We start from the raw sequence: 15,758 nt of genomic DNA, 5'->3' as shown, positions 1-15,758 counted from the left end.
CCGATGTCTTGCCCTCATTCCTCCGGATCCGCCTCAAGGGTTAGATCCGGAGGGCGCATGCGTCCATGGCGGATCGTGACGATAACGATGCGTTCGGGCTCAATCAGGTAGTCGAGCAGGTAGTCGCCCATGACGAAGGTTCGGGCGCCCGGAACGGGTAGGCTTCGGGCAACCGGGCCGGCTTCGGGATGAGCCCCAAGGACGAGCTTTGCCTCCGAGATGCGCGAAATGACGTTTTGTGCTGCGGCGGGGTTTCGCTGCTGCAGGTAGCGCAATTCCGTTCGAAGCCAGCCTGCTGCCGATTTCGAAAGGAAAACGCGCATCAGGCGACCTTGTCGGAGGCGATGCGTTTAAGGTCGTTGAATACCTCGTCCAGATCTTCGACCTCTCCAGCCGCCACGTCGTCGAGACCGCGTCTATAGGCGATGATCTCTGCCCCCTCCTGCTGGAGATAGGTTCTGAGCGCCCGGACTATGACCCAACTGCGTGAGCGCTCGGTTGCCTGCGCGATTGTCTCGATGTCGGCGAGCACATCCTCGGGTATCCGGAGCGTGATCGGATCAGACAGAGTTGGTTTGGTCATGGTGAACCTCCAGACAATCGGCACTACAGTGTAATACGAATTGGACGCCGGTTGAAGGGACATCGCGCGAGGGGCAGCCCTCATCCTGAGACGCTCCCTGCGCAAGCAGGGGCCTCGAAGGATGCAGTTCTTGGCCTCGACCCTTCGAGGCCCTCGCGGAGCGAGGGTGCCTCAGGGTGAGGGGGAAGGGCTGCGCGGGCCTTTGCCGCTGCCCTCGCGTCGCTTGCCCGTTCCCTGCATCGCCATTTCCAAACCCACCGCTTCCCATTCCCATCTCCCACCCCGGAGCCCTCTCATGTCCATCAACACAGACGTTCTGGCCATTGCCGGGACCTGGATCGGCACGCCCTATCGGCATCAGGGATCGACGAGGGGGGTGGGGTGCGATTGTCTGGGGCTGATCCGCGGGATCTGGCGGGAGCTTTATGGGGGGGAGCCGGAGGTGGTGCCGGCCTATGCGCCCGATTGGGCGGAGCGGGCGGGGGAGGAGCGGTTGATTGGGGCTGCCGAGCGGCATTTTCTGGCGGTCTCTTCTTTTGGACAGAGCCGGCCCGGCGATCTCGTGCTGTTTCGCTTTCGGCCGCATCTGGCGGCAAAACATGCGGGGATATTGGCCTGCATGGCTTTGGAAGGGGGCGGCGGGGCGATGGGCGTCGCGGGCCGGCAGTTTTCGGCGGAATGCGCGCGCAGTCAACCGCCTCCCAATGCCTTCATCCACGCCTATGAGCAGTCGGCCGTGACGCTGTCGGCGCTCGTGCCCGGCTGGCGGCGCAAGATTGCCGGCATCTATCGCTTTCCCGAAAGGATCTGACGATGGCGACCATTCTTCTGCAGGCGGCGGGGGCTGCCCTCGGTTCGGTCTTCGGACCCGTGGGCGCGGTGATCGGCCAGGCGGCCGGCGCGCTGGCCGGCGGTATGATCGACCGCAGCCTGTTGAGCGGCACGCGGGAGGTGAATGGGGCGCGGCTCTCCTCCGCGCGGCTTTCCGGGGCGAGCGAAGGCACTGTTATCCCGAGGCTCTATGGCACGGCGCGGCTGGGTGGCACGCTGATCTGGGCGACGCGTTTCGAGGAGGAGACGGTGACCGAGCGGACCGGTGGCAAATCCTCCGGCGGCACGCGCACGACGACCTATCGCTACTATGCCAATCTGGCGCTCGGGCTCTGCGAAGGGCCGATCGCCGGTGTGCGGCGGGTCTGGGCAGACGGGCGCGAGCTTGATCTCACCGAAATCGAGATGCGGGTCTATCGCGGCACAGAGAGCCAGCCCGCCGATCCGCTGATCGCGGCCAAGCAGGGGGCAACCCATGCGCCGGCCTATCGCGGCCTCGCCTATGTCGTCTTCGAACGGCTGCCGCTCGATGATTTCGGCAATCGTATTCCGCTGATCCAGTTCGAGGTCATCAGACCCGTCGGATCGCTGGAGGAGAATATCCGGGCGGTCACCATGATCCCCGGCGCGACCGAGCATGGCTATGCGACGGTCAGGATTTCGGATGTGCCAAGTGAGGGCGCAAAGCGCTGGCTGAACCGCAACACGCTGGTTGCGGCCACCGACTGGCAGGCCTCGCTGGACGAGTTGCAGGCGCTCTGCCCGAACCTTGAAAGCGTGGCACTGGTTGTCGCCTGGTTCGGCACGGATTTGCGCGCCGGCGACTGCCGGGTGCTGCCGGGCGTCGAGGTGACCTATCGCAACGAGGAAAGCCGGCCCTGGAGTGTCGCGGGCATTGGCAGAGGCGAGGCTCACGTCGTCTCCCGCCACGCCGGCGGCCCGGCCTATGGCGGCTCTCCCAGCGACGAGAGCGTGATCGAGGCGATCCGCGATTTGAAGGCGCGCGGGCTGAAGGTGACGCTCTACCCCTTCGTGCTGATGGATATTCCCTCAGGCAACGGCCTGCCCGACCCCTATGGCGGGGCCGAGCAGGGCGCCTATCCCTGGCGGGGGCGGATCACCTGTTTTCCGCCGGGCGCCGACAAGACGGCCTCGGCGCGGGCGCAGGTGTCGACCTTCGTCAACCGCAGCGAGGGCTATCGGCGCCTCGTGCTGCATTATGCAGCGCTCGCCGCTCAGGCGGGTGGCGTCGAAGCCTTCCTGCTCGGCTCGGAACTGCGCGGGCTGACGACGCTGCGGGACGGGGCAAACGCCTTTCCTTTCGTCGAGGCGCTGGTGGCACTCGCCGGTGAGGTGCGCGGCATTCTCGGCAGTTCGACGGCGATCTCCTACGGGGCCGACTGGACCGAATATTTCGGCCACCAGCCGGCGGATGGCTCGGGCGATGTCTTCTTCCATCTCGATCCGCTCTGGGCGAGCCCGGATGTGACGGCTGTCGGGATCGACAATTACATGCCGCTCGCCGACTGGCGGGACGAGGATCTGGAAGCCGAAAGCCCGGACGGGTTTACAGGAGCCGACGATGCCGAGGGTTTTGCCCGTGCGCTGGCGTCGGGCGAGGGCTTCGACTGGTTTTATGCGGGTGTGGCGGACCGCAGCGCCCGGGTGAGGACGCCAATCACCGATGGCGCCTATGGCAAGCCCTGGGTCTTCAGGTTCAAGGATCTGAAATCCTGGTGGGAGCAACAGCATTTCAACCGAATCGGCGGCGTCGAGCAGGCGACGCCCACGGCCTGGGTGCCCCGGATGAAACCCATCTGGATGACCGAAGTCGGTTGCGGCGCGGTCGACAAGGGGGCGAACCAGCCGAACATCTTTGTCGATGCGAAATCGGCAGAAAGTGGCAGGCCCTACTTTTCGGCGGGGCTGCGCAGCGACAGCCAGCAACGCCAGTTTCTCGACGCGCATCTGACGCACTGGCAGGAAAGGGCAGCGGACGGCATGGTCGATCCGGAGAGGCTCTATGCCTGGACCTGGGATGCGCGGCCCCATCCGGCCTTTCCGCAGAATACGGCGCTCTGGGCCGACGGTGCAAACTGGCGCACAGGGCATTGGCTAAACGGTCGGCTGGGCACGGCGACGCTCGCCGACACCATCGCGGCGATCCTGAGGGATCACGGGTTTATCGATTTCGACGTTTCGGAGGTGGCGGGTGATCTCGGCGGCTATGTGAAGGGGGATCTGACCTCTGCGCGGGAGCTGATCGAGCCGCTGCTCGAGCTCTTCCAGATCGACGTGATCGAGGATGCCGGGCGGTTGAAATTCCGCACCCGGCCGACGGCGAGCCTCCCCGCCCGCGAGATCACGGTGCTCGCCGACATTGCCGACCGTCCGCTCTGGAGCGAGACGCGCGGCCATGACAGCGATTTTGCCTCGGAAGCGCTGGTGACCTTTTACGATCCGGCGGTGGCTTATGTCGAGGCGAGCGTGCGGTCGAGGCGCGTAGAGGCGGCGACCGATCGGCAGCTGGCGCGCGACCTGCCGGCGGCAATGCCCGAGGAGACGGCGCTGGCCGCCGCTGAGGGCTGGCTGCGCGACAACCGGCTGGCGCGGCGGACGGTTCAGCTGGCGCTTGGGCCGCAGGACATTGCGGTCGAGCCCGGGGATGTGCTGCGTTTTCCTGAGGGGCCGGCAGGGCGGTTTCTGGTCGAGGCGATCGACGAGGGCTTCGAGCGTCGCCTGACGCTGAGGGCCTTTGCCGGCAAGGTCACTGCACCCGTGCCGGTGGTCGAACCCGGACGGGTTGTCGATGGTGGCGGTGCGGCGGGCTTTGCGCCGGTCGTGCAGTTTCTCGATCTGCCAAGGCTAGAGGGCGCAAGCCATGTCGGTGATACGAGTGTTGCAGCCATTTGCCGTCCCTGGCGGCGGCTGGCGGTGTCCAGTTCGCCGGAGATGGAGGGCTATCGGCTGCGGCTGACCCTCGATCGTCCGGCGACCATGGGGCGGCTGGCGGAGGCACTGGAGCCGGGGCCTGTCGGGCGCTTCGACCGGGTCAACAGCCTGCTCGTGGACCTGTCGAGTGGTGCTCTGGCGTCGGCCAGTCGTAACGCGGTGCTGGCGGGGGCCAACCGGCTGGCGGTCCGGGCCGCGAGTGGCGGGCTTGAGGTGCTGGGTTTCCTTGAGGCCGAGGAAGTGAGCGCGGGACGGTTTCGCCTGACGGGACTGTTGCGCGGTTTGGGCGGGACCGAGGCTGATATGGCGGCGGGGGCTGCCGTCGGTGCCGACGTCGTGGCGCTCGATGCGGCAGTGCGGCCGATGGGCCTGGTGAATGCCGAGCGCGGGGCGGCGCAGAACTGGATCCTAGAGCCGATGGGGCTGGTGACCGACCTGTCCGGACCGCATGTCTTTGCCGGCGGTCTCCGGGCCGAAACGCCGCTCTCGCCTGTGCACGCGAAGGCCATGCGGCAGCCATCGGGCGACATCCGGATCCGTTGGATACGCCGCAGCCGTATCGAGGCGGATGCCTGGACGGACGGCGAGGTGCCGCTCGATGAGGCAGAGGAGCGCTACCGTCTGGAGATTCTGAGCGGCAGCGTGGTGCTTCGCTCGGTCGAGGTGACCGAGGCCGTGCATCTCTATCAGGCGACGGATGAAATGGCCGATTTCGGGGGCGCGCAGACCGCGCTGTCGATCCGCATCCGCCAGCTCGGGCGCCTGGCGGCGGGCCTGCCGCTGGAGGCGGTGGTGGCCATCACCTGAAGTTCAACAAAGAGGAGACAGACATGCTGGAGATGAAACCCTGGTATCAGTCGAAGACCGTCTGGGGCGCGCTGATCGCGATTGCGGCTCCGCTGCTCGGCCGGGCAGGGCTGGAATTGGGCGGTGCCGAGCAGGCCGAGATCGCCGAGGCACTGACGACGATTGCCGGCACGCTCGGAGGCTTGCTGGCGCTCTATGGGCGTCTGACGGCGACGAAGGGCGTGGGCGGATGAGGGAACGTGTTACCCTTTACGATGTAAGGAATTTCCATTACCTTGCGCGTAGGAAACAGGGCCGACGCCATGAACAAGATCCTTCGTAAGGTCAGCACCATCACCGACAAGGGACAGACGACAGTCCCGAAAGTGATCCGCGATGCACTTGGCGTGGAGTATGGTGGTCGGATCGCTTTTAGCCTGGATGAGAAGAACCGGGTCATCGTCGAACGGGATGATGCTGAGGAGGAGGATCCTGTTCTGGACGGCTTCCTCGATGTCCTGGCCAGGGACATGGCAGCAAGGCCGTCTCAGGCCTTCGAACAGATCCCGCCTGGCCTGAGGGACAGAATCGCAGCATTGACGGCTGGTTCTGAGATCGATCTTGACGCCCCGATTGAGGGTGAGGTCGATCTCTGAGCGATGGAGACGATCAATGGCTGGATTATCAGGGCACATCCTCTGTTTCTCGATCAACTGGAGCGCTTGACGGCTGCCGTCGAAAGGGAGGCAGCGAAAAAGCCCGCGACGTTCCGGTCTGCAGCCAACTTCAAGCTTCTTGCCGCCATCCACAGGCTGATCTTCGAAGTCATTCCGACCGATCCGACAGGTCCGCACTTTCGCCAGGGCGGCACGCTTGGTCGTGATCGAAAGCACTGGTTCCGGGCGAAGTTCGGCAATGGCCGCTTCCGGCTGTTCTTTCGCTTCAATGCGGCGGCAAAAGTGATTGTATTTGCGTGGGTCAATGACGCGGAGACCTTGCGCACCTATGGCTCGCGCAACGACGCCTATGCCGTGTTTCGTGCCATGCTGGAGGATGGAAACCCGCCCGACAGCTGGGGTCAGCTGCTTGATGCTGCGTCGAGCGATGCCGTCGTTCGGCGCCTCGAATCCTTGGCATTGGTGTCATTGAAGTTGCAAAACGACAGGGAATAACCTTTGGAAACCGGGGCTGCGCACTTGCGATTACAGACCATTCATTTGCCATTCAGACGCCTTGCGGTACATAATTTGCAAGAGTGGACGTCATCCAAGAAGAAGCAGCAATGGCATCATTCATGAAAAACACGGGCCTGGCATTGGCCGTGACCGTGGCGGCTCTGCCGGCGATCGGGAGCGATGCCGTGGCGGCGGACTGCAGGCAGGCTGCGGAACGCGTGGTTGCCGAAGTCGGCGGCCAGTTGCTTTCCGTGCACGAATCGGGCGGTGAATGCGTGATCGTTGTGCTCGTACCGGGCAACGGCAGCGAACGGCCGCGCAAGGTCACGATGCGGGTCGCCGGTTGACCTGCCGAAGGGACTGAACAGGCTCTCCGCATCGAGGGGTGAACCGCATGCGCATTCTCGTCGTCGAAGACGATGTCAATCTGAACCGCCAGCTGGTCGAGGCTCTGCAGGAAGCCGGCTACGTCGTCGACAAGGCTTTCGATGGCGAAGAAGGCCATTTTCTGGGCGATACCGAGCCCTATGACGCCGTGATCCTCGACATCGGCCTGCCCGAAATGGACGGCATCACCGTGCTGGAAAAATGGCGGGCCGCAAGCCGTGTCATGCCGGTGCTGATTCTCACCGCCCGCGACCGCTGGTCGGACAAGGTGGCCGGCATCGATGCCGGCGCCGACGATTACGTGACCAAGCCCTTCCATGTTGAAGAAGTGCTCGCCCGCATCCGCGCGCTGATCCGCCGGGCGGCGGGCCATGCCTCCTCGGAAATCGTCTGTGGTCCGGTCAGGCTCGACACCAAGAGCTCCAAGGCGACCGTTGAGGGCGTGACGCTGAAGCTGACCTCGCATGAATACCGGCTCTTGTCCTATCTCATGCACCACATGGGCGAGGTCGTCTCCCGCACCGAACTGGTCGAGCATCTCTACGACCAGGATTTCGACCGCGATTCCAACACGATCGAGGTCTTTGTCGGGCGCCTGCGCAAGAAGCTCGGCGTCGATATGATCGAAACGGTCCGCGGCCTCGGCTATCGCATCCAAGCTCCTGCGAAATGAAGATCCGCTCGCTCACCGCGCGCGTCCTGCTGCTGGCCACCCTCTGGTCGGCGCTCGGTCTTGTGACGATCGCGGTGGCGATTTCCGCCCTCTACCGGCAGGGCGTCGAACGCGGCTTCAACAATCTCCTGCGTGCCCAGCTCTATAACGTCGTCAATTCCGTCTCGATCGGGGACGGCGACAGCCTGACCGGTTCGCCGGCGCTTGGCGATCTCAGATTTTCCCAGCCCGCCACCGGCTGGTACTGGCTGGTCGAGCCGCTTGGCAATTATGCCACAGCACCGCTTGCCTCCGCCTCGCTGGGCGTTGCCAATCTCGCCGTTCCCGACGTCGATCTCACTCCCTTTGATCAGAATTACGAGCGCTATTACGAAATGGTCGATGATGTGGGTAACCACATCCGAGTGGCTGAGACGGAAGTCGTCCTCGACGATCAGGGACGGGCAGCCCGCTTCCGGGTCTCGGGCAATCTCGAAGTGATCGAAGAGGAAATCGCCTTCTTCACCAGCCGGCTTTATGCGGCATTGGCCGTGGTCGGTATTGGCGGACTGATCGTCAACGGGCTTGCCATTCTCTACGGGTTGAAGCCGCTTGATCGCGCCCGCCGGGCGCTGGAGCGCATCCGCCGCGGTGAGGCCGAGCGGATCGAGGGCGATTTTCCAAGTGAGGTGCAGCCGCTCGCGAGCGAAATCAACGCGCTGATCGACAGCAACAGGCGTATCGTCGAACGCGCCAGAATGCAGGTCGGCAATCTCGCGCATTCGCTGAAGACGCCGATTGCCGTGCTGGTCAACGAGGCGCGCACGCTCGACAAGACCCATGCCGAGGTGATCGCCGCCCAGGCCGAGGCGATGCAGGCGCAGGTGACCTCCTATCTGAATAGGGCCCGGATCGCTGCCCAGCGCGACAGCGTGCTGGCCCGTACCGAGGCGCTGACGGTGATGGAGCGGCTGGCGCGCGTGATGCGCAAGTTGAATGGCGAGATTGCCTTTGAACTGGATATCGCACCCGACCTCACCTTCGCCATGGAGCAGCAGGACGTCGAGGAGGTTGTCGGCAATCTCCTGGAAAACGCCTCGCGCTTTGCGCGCACCAAGGTGGTGACGCGGGCCTTCATGACAACGCGGGACCATGACGTCACCGATGGGCGGCGTGGCTGGATCGAGGTTGTGGTCGAGGATGACGGACCGGGGCTGGCGCCCGAACAGATCGGCGAGGCGCTGAAACGCGGCCGCAGACTGGATGAGAGCAAGCCGGGCACGGGGCTCGGTCTCTCGATCGTCAAGGAGATTTCCGGGGAATATCAGGGCTCTTTCGGCCTTTCGCGTGCGACAATCGGCGGGCTTCGCGCACAGTTGATCCTACCGGCTGTGACGAAGGACACTGCGTGATTGATTTTCCTGTGAAATTACATAGGTGTATAGGACAGCTTTCAGCCGCCGACGCCGGTCGGCAGCAAAAGCGTCAGATGCGCCTTCTGGCGGCAACGATCGACGGGACTTGGAACGGTCTGATGGGTGTGAAACGCTTCGGGATAATCGTATCTACCGGCCTCGTGTCGATCGCCCTTGCGGGCTGCACCACTTCGGGCGGCGGGCGCAATGCCGCAGCCAATTCCGCCGTCTACATCGCCGCCCTGCAAGGTGGCATTGTCTCGCGTGCCGGTGCTGACCTGTCGCGTAGCGAGACGCAGCGTGCCCTGGAGGCTGAATACCGCGCGCTCGAAGCAGCCCCTGGCGGCCAGCCTGTGACCTGGGAAAGCGGCGATGTTCGCGGCGAGGTGGTGGCTGCTGCGCCCTATCAGGTCGGCCGACAGAACTGCCGCCAGTTTACCCACAAGGTGTTCACGGATGGTCGCGAGCGCCAGGCCCGCGGTGCTGCCTGCCGCAACGAGAACGGCACCTGGACGCCGCTGAGCTGAAGGCTCAGGCTGGCATTTTTTCGACGAACCTGACGCGGAATGGTGTCACTAACACTTGACTTGGGTCAAGGGGAGGCGGGTTATGACGGATTAGAGAATTCCTGCGGCCAAACATCTCAACTTTCCGTCAAGGGAGGTTTAGCCGTTGGAAAGCCACTGTCCTTGACGTAATTGAGTTTCATGTTGTTCTGGATCATCTCTGCATTGCTGACGGTTGCCATCGCCGTCCTTCTGCTGGCTCCCTTGTTGCGGGCCTCGGCCCGCGCGACGCGTTATGACGAAGGGGAGGCGGCGGTCTATCGTGATCAGCTGCGCGAACTGGAGCGGGACAAGGCGGAGGGGCTGATTTCGGCTGAGGATGCCGATTATGCCCGGGCCGAAATCGGCCGCAGATTGCTGGCGATTGCCAGCCGCGAAAAGACGGCGGAGGGTGACGAGCCGCAGGACGATGTCGCGCCTGCCAGCGCACCAGCGACCCGCCGCCGCTATACCTGGTCCCAGGCCTTCATCCTGCTCTGTCTTCCCGTCATCGGGTTGGCGGGCTATCTCGAAATTGGGAGCCCCGGTACGCCTGACGCCCCGCTTGAGGCACGGATGGCCGACCCGGGCGATGATGTTGACCTGTTGGTTGCCAGGGTCGAGCGACATCTGGCAACGGCACCCGAAGACGGCAACGGATGGAATGTCCTGGCGCCCGTCTATTTCCGTATCGGCCGCTATGACGATGCCGAACTCGCTTACCGCAACGCCATCCGCATTCTCGGCCCCGATTCCGAACGGATGAGCGGGCTTGGCGAGACGATTGTCGTGCGCAATGACGGGATCGTGACGGATGATGCCCAGATGGCATTCCAGGCGGCCTTGAAGATCGAGCCCAACAATCCGCGTGCCGATTTCTATCTGGCTCTGGCTCTCGAGCAATCCGGTCGTCGGGCGGAAGCGCTGGCCGCCTTCCAGGACATCGCCAAGGCCTCTCCGCCGACGGCACCCTGGATGCCGCTGGTCAATCAGCACATCGCCGCCAACAGCGAAGGCGGGCCATTGGCCAATCAGCCGGCGCCGACGCAAACGGCCGGAGCGCAGACAAATCCTGCCGCGCCAGGCAACCCGACAGCCGCAGATGTTGCCAACGCGCAAGCAATGTCCGAGGCGGATCGCAGCGAGATGATCCGCGGCATGGTGGCAAGCCTCGATGCGCGGCTGAAGGAAGATCCCAACAATTTCGAAGGCTGGATGCGGCTCGTCCGCTCCTATGCCATGCTGAAGGATATGGAACGGGCGGAAGCCGCGCTGCAGGAGGGCCTGAAGGCTTTCCCGGCTGAGGGCGCCCAGGGCCAGCAGCTGATCGCCATGGCAAGGGAACTCGGCCTTGATGTCGAGGAGGTGAGCCAATGACCCGCAAACAGAAACGCCTGGCTGTCATCGCCGGCGGCATGAGTTTTATTCTGACGGCCGTGCTTCTGGTGATGTTCGCTTTCGGCCAGTCGATCGCCTATTTCTACGTGCCTGCCGATCTTGCCGAATCCGACGTGCAGCCCGGGACCCGCATCCGGCTTGGTGGTCTCGTCGAGGCGGGCTCGGTGGTGCGTGGCGAGGGCTCGACGGTGACCTTTACCGTGACCGATACGCTGAAAGAGCTGCCGGTGACCTATACGGGCATCCTTCCCGATCTCTTCCGCGAAGGGCAGGGGGTCGTGGCCGAGGGCCGTTTCGAGGGCATGGGCCAGGTCTTCGTCGCCGATACCGTGCTGGCCAAGCATGACGAGAATTACATGCCGAAGGATGTTGCGGATCGTCTGAAGGCGCAAGGGGTGGAACTCAGCGGCAAGGAACAGATCCAATGATCATAGAGCTTGGCCATTATGCCCTTGTCCTCGCGCTTGCGACCTGTCTTGTCGTGTCGATCCTGCCGGTGATCGGCGCGCGCCGCGGCGATGCGGCGATGATGGCGGTCGGTACCACCGGCACCTATGCCACCCTTCTGCTGGTCGGCTTCTCCTTCGCCGTTTTGACCTATGGCTACGTCGTCTCCGACTTCTCGGTGCAGAACGTCTATCAGAACTCCCATTCGCTGAAACCGATGATCTACAAGGTCTCGGGCGTCTGGGGAAACCATGAAGGGTCGATGCTGCTCTGGGTGCTGATCCTTGCCTTCTTCAGCGCCATGGTCGCCTTCTTCGGCACCAATTTGCCGGACCGGTTGAAGGCCAATGTGCTGGCGGTGCAGGCCTGGATCACCACCGCCTTCACGCTGTTCATCCTCCTGACATCGAACCCCTTCATCCGCCTGTCGCCGATCCCGGCGGAGGGCCAGGACCTCAACCCGGTGCTGCAGGATATCGGGCTCGCCATCCATCCGCCGCTTCTCTATCTCGGCTATGTCGGCTTCTCCGTCTGCTTCTCCTTCGCCATCGCCGCGCTGATGGATGGCCGCATTGACGCCGCCTGGGCGCGCTGGGTGCGGCCCTGGACGCTGGCTGCCTGGGTCTTCCTGACGGCCGGCATTTCGATGGGCTCCTACTGGGCCTATTACGAGCTCGGCTGGGGTGGCTGGTGGTTCTGGGACCCGGTCGAAAACGCCTCCTTTATGCCCTGGCTGGCGGGCACCGCGCTGCTGCACTCGGCGCTGGTGATGGAAAAGCGCGACGCCTTGAAGATCTGGACGGTGCTGCTGGCGATCATCGCCTTCTCGCTGTCGCTGCTGGGTACCTTCCTGGTGCGGTCCGGCGTTTTGACTTCGGTGCATGCCTTTGCGACCGATCCGAGCCGTGGCGTCTTCATCCTCGGCATTCTCGTCGTCTTCATCGGCGGCGCCTTTACACTGTTTGCGCTGCGCGCGCCGATGTTGAAGGCGGGTGGCCTGTTCCAGCCGATCTCGCGCGAAGGCGCGCTCGTCCTCAACAACCTGATCCTGACGGTCTCGACGGCTTCGGTCCTGATCGGCACGCTCTATCCGCTGTTGCTGGAGACGATCACCGGGGAGAAGATCTCCGTCGGCCCGCCCTTCTTCAACATTACCTTCGGGCTTCTGATGATCCCGCTTTTGCTGGCCGTGCCCTTTGGGCCCTTCCTTGCCTGGAAGCGCGGCGACGTCCTGGGTGCCCTGCAGCGTCTTTATGTGGCGGCAGCGGCTTCGCTCGTGATCGGGCTTGGCTTCTGGTACGCCCAGAACGGCGGCCCGGTTATGGCGGTTGGCGGTCTGGCGCTGGCCTTCTTCGTCATGGGTGGCGCGATTGCCGATCTCTGGTATCGGGCAGGTTTTGGCAAGCATCCGCTGTCGACGGCCTGGAGCCGCCTCAAGGGCCTGCCCCGCTCGGCCTTCGGCACGGCGCTTGCGCATTTGGGCCTTGGCATCACCGTGCTCGGCGTCGTTGCCGTTACCACCTTCGAGACGGAGACCGTCGTCGAGATGAAGCCCGGCATGACGGCGGAGGCCGGCGGATATGTCGTGACCTTCGACGGCATTCGTGCGGCGACCGGACCGAACTTCACCGAAGACCAGGGACATTTCACCATCCGTGAGGGTGGCGTCGAAGTGGCCGATGTCTGGTCGTCGAAGCGGCTTTACACCGCGCGCCAGATGCCGACCACGGAAGCCGGCATCGTCACCTTCGGCCTGAGCCAGCTCTATGTCTCGCTCGGTGACCCCATGGCCAATGGCGGCATCGTCGTGCGCATCTGGTGGAAACCCTGGATCCTCTGCATCTGGTACGGCACGATCGTGATGATGATCGGTGGCGTGGTGTCGCTGTCGGATCGCCGCCTGCGGGTCGGTGCGCCGAAGCGGGCGAAGATTTCGGCAAAGCCGGTGCTGGAGGCTGCGGAGTGAGCGTGTGGTTTGAGAAGATTGCCCCTCACCCTAACCCTCTCCCCGCAGGCGGGGAGAGGGAACGGCAAGCGCTTGCGGCTTCGGCCTTCTCCCCGCCTGCGGGGAGAAGGTGGCGGCAGCCGGATGAGGGGTGGGCACGTCTTCCGCTACGGCGCATGTTGCTGGTCCTCACCCTTCTCCTCACCCCGATCCATGCCTTTGCGGTCAATCCCGACGAGATCCTTGCCGATCCCGCGCTGGAACAGCGGGCGCGCGCGCTTTCGGCCGAATTGCGCTGCATGGTCTGCCAGAACCAGTCGATCGACGATTCGAATGCCGAGCTGGCGCGCGACCTCCGCGTGGTGGTGCGCGAGCGTCTGGTGAATGGCGATACGGACGAGCAGGTGCTCGACTATGTCGTGTCGCGCTACGGCGAATTCGTACTACTGAAGCCGCGGCTCAGCATCCGTACGATCGCGCTCTGGGGCGCACCGGCGGCCCTTGCGATCGTCGGATTGATTGTTGCCGTGGTCTACACCCGGCGGCGCGCGGCGCAGCCTTTGATCAAGCTCTCACCGGAAGAGGAAGCGCGGCTGAGGAAGGTGCTGGACGCGGAGTGATAGGGGGCGTTCACGCCGCAGCACCCTTGATGATGGCGTCAAGCTCGGCGAGTACTTCATCGGCGTCCGACCCTTCACCATCGGCGACCGCCTTGCGTGCCTGTGCGATCTCCTGGATCTCGCGCCCTTCCTGGGCCATGTAGGCCTTCAGCGCCCGCACCATGACCCAGCTGCGGCTGCGTTCGCAGGCACCGGCTACGGCCTCGATTTCGGCCAGAAGGTCGAGAGGTAACCTCAGTGTGATCGGATCGGATAACTGCTGTTTCCGCATCGCTTTTCACTCCGTTTGTAATACAGAAGATAGCATCTCTCATATGTCTGGTCAAATGCGGTCAATGTTGCCGCCAAAGATTACGAAGAATTCATCTGCCGTACAGTTCGCCGTAACGTGACGCCCCCTATATCTCCTGTCATCCACCGCTTCCCACCGCCGGGTAGGCCGGCGGCTCCAGTCAGAAGAACAGATGAAGGTAGATCAAATGTCCGAGACCAAAGGTCGCTCCCTCAAGACCATCCTCAAGACCTCCACCGCTGCCGGCCTTGCGGCCGTGATGATGGTGACCGCTGCTCCCTTCGCCGCCGTTCCGGCGCTCGCTGCCCCCGTCGAGGTCAACGCACCGCAGGTGCCGAGCTTTGGCGATGTCGTAGAGGCGGTCCTGCCGGCCGTCGTATCCGTCCGCGTCCAGTCGAACGTCCAGCCTGCATCAAATGATGAGAATAACTTCTCCTTCAACTTCGGTGGCCGCAGCTTCGAAGATCTGCCGGATGATCATCCGCTGAAGCGCTTCTTCCGTGAATTCGGCGGCCCTGGCATGGAAGGCCCCGGCGAGCGTCCGCGTGCCGAGCGCGGCCCGGGTCGTCTGCGCCCGACCGCCCAGGGTTCCGGCTTCTTCATCTCCGAAGACGGCTATGTCGTCACCAACAACCACGTCATCGACGACGGTTCGGCCTTCACGATCGTGATGAACGACGGCAAGGAGTATGACGCCAAGCTCGTCGGCAAGGACAGCCGCACCGACCTCGCTCTGCTGAAGGTCGATGCGCCTAACACCAAGTTCACCTATGTGAAGTTTGCCGATGACGAGAAGGTCCGGGTCGGTGACTGGGTTGTCGCCGTCGGCAACCCCTTCGGCCTCGGTGGCACGGTGACCGCCGGCATCATCTCCGCCCGTGGCCGCAACATCGGCTCCGGCCCCTATGACGACTACCTGCAGATCGATGCGGCCGTGAACCGTGGTAATTCGGGTGGCCCCGGCTTCAACCTGAACGGCGAAGTCGTCGGCATCAACACCGCGATCTTCTCGCCCTCGGGTGGCAATGTCGGTATCGCCTTTGCGATCCCGGCCTCGGTTGCGACCGATGTCATTGCCAAGCTGAAGGAGACCGGTACGGTGTCGCGCGGCTGGCTCGGCGTACAGATCCAGCCCGTGAACCAGGACATCGCCGACAGCCTCGGCCTGTCTGAAGCCGCCGGCGCTCTGGTCGTTGCCCCGCAGGCCGGTTCGCCGGGCGAAGAGGCCGGCATCCAGCAGGGCGACGTGGTGACCGCCGTCAACGGCGATCCGGTCAAGGATCCCCGCGATCTCGCCCGCCGCATTGCAGCCTTCGCACCCAACACCACCGTTGACGTGGCCCTTTGGCGCGATGGCAAGGCGACCGAAGTCAAGGTCAAGCTCGGCGAATTGCCGGCCGAACAGTCTGCGAGCGCCGACACGGAAAACAACACGGCTCCGGCTCCGGAAGCCGAGCAGGAACTGTCGGGCCTCGGCCTCTCCGTCCGTCCGGCTGACGGCGGCAAGGGTCTGGCGATCGTCGATGTCGATCCGGCAAGCGATGCCGCCGACAAGGGCCTGAAGTCCGGCGAGACGATCACCTCGGTCAACAACCAGGAAGTCTCCTCGGCGGCCGATGTCCAGCGTGTCCTTGATCAGGCCAAGAAGGACGGCCGCACCCGGGCGCTCTTCCAGGTCGAATCGGAAAACGGCAGCCGCTTCGTGGCGCTCCCGATCAACCAGGGCTGAT

At 63.9% G+C, this 15,758-nt stretch carries 17 protein-coding genes; 14 read left to right on the top strand and 3 right to left on the bottom strand.

Annotation, left to right across the window (positions count from 1 at the left end; genetic code table 11):
• Nucleotides 1-14: 14 nt before the first annotated feature.
• Both AC1PUL_RS11360 and AC1PUL_RS11355 read right to left on the bottom strand, forming a co-directional pair.
• Nucleotides 15-323 (bottom strand): type II toxin-antitoxin system RelE/ParE family toxin, encoded by a 309-nt coding sequence (locus tag AC1PUL_RS11360; protein WP_480464304.1) that lies wholly within the window; start codon nucleotides 321-323, stop codon nucleotides 15-17.
• Entirely contained in the window at nucleotides 323-583 is a 261-nt protein-coding gene (locus AC1PUL_RS11355) for a CopG family ribbon-helix-helix protein (RefSeq protein WP_480464303.1), read from the bottom strand. The genes AC1PUL_RS11360 and AC1PUL_RS11355 overlap by 1 nt, the downstream gene beginning before the upstream one ends.
• 295 nt (nucleotides 584-878) lie before the next feature.
• Here AC1PUL_RS11355 and AC1PUL_RS11350 point away from each other — a divergent pair, with 295 nt between their 5' ends.
• The 13 genes from AC1PUL_RS11350 to AC1PUL_RS11290 all read left to right on the top strand — a co-directional run bounded on the left by AC1PUL_RS11350 (nucleotide 879) and on the right by AC1PUL_RS11290 (nucleotide 13,736).
• Nucleotides 879-1,394, top strand: a complete 516-nt coding sequence (locus tag AC1PUL_RS11350; RefSeq protein ID WP_480464302.1) for an NlpC/P60 family protein — start codon at nucleotides 879-881, stop codon at nucleotides 1,392-1,394.
• Between the two features lie 2 nt (nucleotides 1,395-1,396).
• Nucleotides 1,397-5,173, top strand: coding sequence for a baseplate multidomain protein megatron (locus AC1PUL_RS11345; protein ID WP_480464301.1), 3,777 nt, complete (start codon nucleotides 1,397-1,399; stop codon nucleotides 5,171-5,173).
• Nucleotides 5,174-5,196: 23 nt separating this feature from the next.
• Nucleotides 5,197-5,406: a hypothetical protein gene (locus AC1PUL_RS11340; protein WP_480464300.1), complete on the top strand. Its 210-nt coding sequence runs from the start codon at nucleotides 5,197-5,199 to the stop codon at nucleotides 5,404-5,406.
• A gap of 69 nt (nucleotides 5,407-5,475) precedes the next feature.
• A complete protein-coding gene (locus AC1PUL_RS11335; RefSeq protein WP_480464299.1) occupies nucleotides 5,476-5,808 on the top strand; it encodes a type II toxin-antitoxin system PrlF family antitoxin in 333 nt (110 codons plus the stop codon).
• Nucleotides 5,809-5,811: 3 nt separating this feature from the next.
• Complete coding sequence (locus AC1PUL_RS11330) at nucleotides 5,812-6,324, top strand: type II toxin-antitoxin system YhaV family toxin (RefSeq protein ID WP_480464298.1); 513 nt, start codon at nucleotides 5,812-5,814, stop codon at nucleotides 6,322-6,324.
• A 110-nt stretch (nucleotides 6,325-6,434) separates the two neighbouring features.
• Nucleotides 6,435-6,674 carry a hypothetical protein gene (locus AC1PUL_RS11325; RefSeq protein ID WP_480464297.1) on the top strand — a complete coding sequence of 80 codons (240 nt, stop codon included), beginning with the start codon at nucleotides 6,435-6,437 and terminating at the stop codon, nucleotides 6,672-6,674.
• 47 nt (nucleotides 6,675-6,721) lie between these two features.
• The gene (locus tag AC1PUL_RS11320; RefSeq protein WP_102021540.1) at nucleotides 6,722-7,387 is read left to right on the top strand and encodes a response regulator transcription factor; all 666 of its coding nucleotides are present in this window, start codon (nucleotides 6,722-6,724) and stop codon (nucleotides 7,385-7,387) included.
• Nucleotides 7,384-8,778 carry an ATP-binding protein gene (locus AC1PUL_RS11315; RefSeq protein ID WP_480464296.1) on the top strand — a complete coding sequence of 465 codons (1,395 nt, stop codon included), beginning with the start codon at nucleotides 7,384-7,386 and terminating at the stop codon, nucleotides 8,776-8,778. The genes AC1PUL_RS11320 and AC1PUL_RS11315 overlap by 4 nt, the downstream gene beginning before the upstream one ends.
• A 122-nt stretch (nucleotides 8,779-8,900) precedes the next feature.
• Nucleotides 8,901-9,308: a hypothetical protein gene (locus AC1PUL_RS11310; protein WP_480468558.1), complete on the top strand. Its 408-nt coding sequence runs from the start codon at nucleotides 8,901-8,903 to the stop codon at nucleotides 9,306-9,308.
• Between the two features lie 180 nt (nucleotides 9,309-9,488).
• Nucleotides 9,489-10,703, top strand: coding sequence for a c-type cytochrome biogenesis protein CcmI (gene ccmI / locus AC1PUL_RS11305; RefSeq protein ID WP_480464295.1), 1,215 nt, complete (start codon nucleotides 9,489-9,491; stop codon nucleotides 10,701-10,703).
• Nucleotides 10,700-11,152 carry a cytochrome c maturation protein CcmE gene (gene ccmE / locus AC1PUL_RS11300; protein ID WP_480464294.1) on the top strand — a complete coding sequence of 151 codons (453 nt, stop codon included), beginning with the start codon at nucleotides 10,700-10,702 and terminating at the stop codon, nucleotides 11,150-11,152. The genes ccmI and ccmE overlap by 4 nt, the downstream gene beginning before the upstream one ends.
• A complete protein-coding gene (locus AC1PUL_RS11295) occupies nucleotides 11,149-13,137 on the top strand; it encodes a heme lyase CcmF/NrfE family subunit (RefSeq protein ID WP_480464293.1) in 1,989 nt (662 codons plus the stop codon). The genes ccmE and AC1PUL_RS11295 overlap by 4 nt, the downstream gene beginning before the upstream one ends.
• A gap of 155 nt (nucleotides 13,138-13,292) precedes the next feature.
• A complete protein-coding gene (locus AC1PUL_RS11290) occupies nucleotides 13,293-13,736 on the top strand; it encodes a cytochrome c-type biogenesis protein (RefSeq protein ID WP_480464292.1) in 444 nt (147 codons plus the stop codon).
• Nucleotides 13,737-13,746: 10 nt separating this feature from the next.
• On the opposite strand, the gene AC1PUL_RS11285 is transcribed toward AC1PUL_RS11290, so the two are convergent.
• Nucleotides 13,747-14,007 carry a CopG family ribbon-helix-helix protein gene (locus AC1PUL_RS11285; RefSeq protein ID WP_480464291.1) on the bottom strand — a complete coding sequence of 87 codons (261 nt, stop codon included), beginning with the start codon at nucleotides 14,005-14,007 and terminating at the stop codon, nucleotides 13,747-13,749.
• A gap of 208 nt (nucleotides 14,008-14,215) precedes the next feature.
• Here AC1PUL_RS11285 and AC1PUL_RS11280 point away from each other — a divergent pair, with 208 nt between their 5' ends.
• Nucleotides 14,216-15,757 (top strand): Do family serine endopeptidase, encoded by a 1,542-nt coding sequence (locus AC1PUL_RS11280; RefSeq protein ID WP_480464290.1) that lies wholly within the window; start codon nucleotides 14,216-14,218, stop codon nucleotides 15,755-15,757.
• Nucleotide 15,758: the final 1 nt, after the last annotated feature.

It is taken from the genome of Rhizobium sp. P43 (genome assembly GCF_056730705.1).
The sequence above is the reverse complement of the archived record's forward strand: the minus strand, read 5'-3'. Positions and strand labels throughout refer to the sequence as shown.

Excerpts from the sequence above, each read along its gene's own strand:
- AC1PUL_RS11360 (WP_480464304.1), bottom strand. The coding sequence starts at position 323 with ATGCGCGTTTTCCTTTCGAAATCGGCAGCAGGCTGGCTTCGAACGGAA.
- AC1PUL_RS11355 (WP_480464303.1), bottom strand. The coding sequence starts at position 583 with ATGACCAAACCAACTCTGTCTGATCCGATCACGCTCCGGATACCCGAG.
- AC1PUL_RS11350 (WP_480464302.1), top strand. The coding sequence starts at position 879 with ATGTCCATCAACACAGACGTTCTGGCCATTGCCGGGACCTGGATCGGC.
- AC1PUL_RS11345 (WP_480464301.1), top strand. The coding sequence starts at position 1,397 with ATGGCGACCATTCTTCTGCAGGCGGCGGGGGCTGCCCTCGGTTCGGTC.
- AC1PUL_RS11340 (WP_480464300.1), top strand. The coding sequence starts at position 5,197 with ATGCTGGAGATGAAACCCTGGTATCAGTCGAAGACCGTCTGGGGCGCG.
- AC1PUL_RS11335 (WP_480464299.1), top strand. The coding sequence starts at position 5,476 with ATGAACAAGATCCTTCGTAAGGTCAGCACCATCACCGACAAGGGACAG.
- AC1PUL_RS11330 (WP_480464298.1), top strand. The coding sequence starts at position 5,812 with ATGGAGACGATCAATGGCTGGATTATCAGGGCACATCCTCTGTTTCTC.
- AC1PUL_RS11325 (WP_480464297.1), top strand. The coding sequence starts at position 6,435 with ATGGCATCATTCATGAAAAACACGGGCCTGGCATTGGCCGTGACCGTG.
- AC1PUL_RS11320 (WP_102021540.1), top strand. The coding sequence starts at position 6,722 with ATGCGCATTCTCGTCGTCGAAGACGATGTCAATCTGAACCGCCAGCTG.
- AC1PUL_RS11315 (WP_480464296.1), top strand. The coding sequence starts at position 7,384 with ATGAAGATCCGCTCGCTCACCGCGCGCGTCCTGCTGCTGGCCACCCTC.
- AC1PUL_RS11310 (WP_480468558.1), top strand. The coding sequence starts at position 8,901 with ATGGGTGTGAAACGCTTCGGGATAATCGTATCTACCGGCCTCGTGTCG.
- ccmI (WP_480464295.1), top strand. The coding sequence starts at position 9,489 with ATGTTGTTCTGGATCATCTCTGCATTGCTGACGGTTGCCATCGCCGTC.
- ccmE (WP_480464294.1), top strand. The coding sequence starts at position 10,700 with ATGACCCGCAAACAGAAACGCCTGGCTGTCATCGCCGGCGGCATGAGT.
- AC1PUL_RS11295 (WP_480464293.1), top strand. The coding sequence starts at position 11,149 with ATGATCATAGAGCTTGGCCATTATGCCCTTGTCCTCGCGCTTGCGACC.
- AC1PUL_RS11290 (WP_480464292.1), top strand. The coding sequence starts at position 13,293 with ATGTTGCTGGTCCTCACCCTTCTCCTCACCCCGATCCATGCCTTTGCG.
- AC1PUL_RS11285 (WP_480464291.1), bottom strand. The coding sequence starts at position 14,007 with ATGCGGAAACAGCAGTTATCCGATCCGATCACACTGAGGTTACCTCTC.
- AC1PUL_RS11280 (WP_480464290.1), top strand. The coding sequence starts at position 14,216 with ATGTCCGAGACCAAAGGTCGCTCCCTCAAGACCATCCTCAAGACCTCC.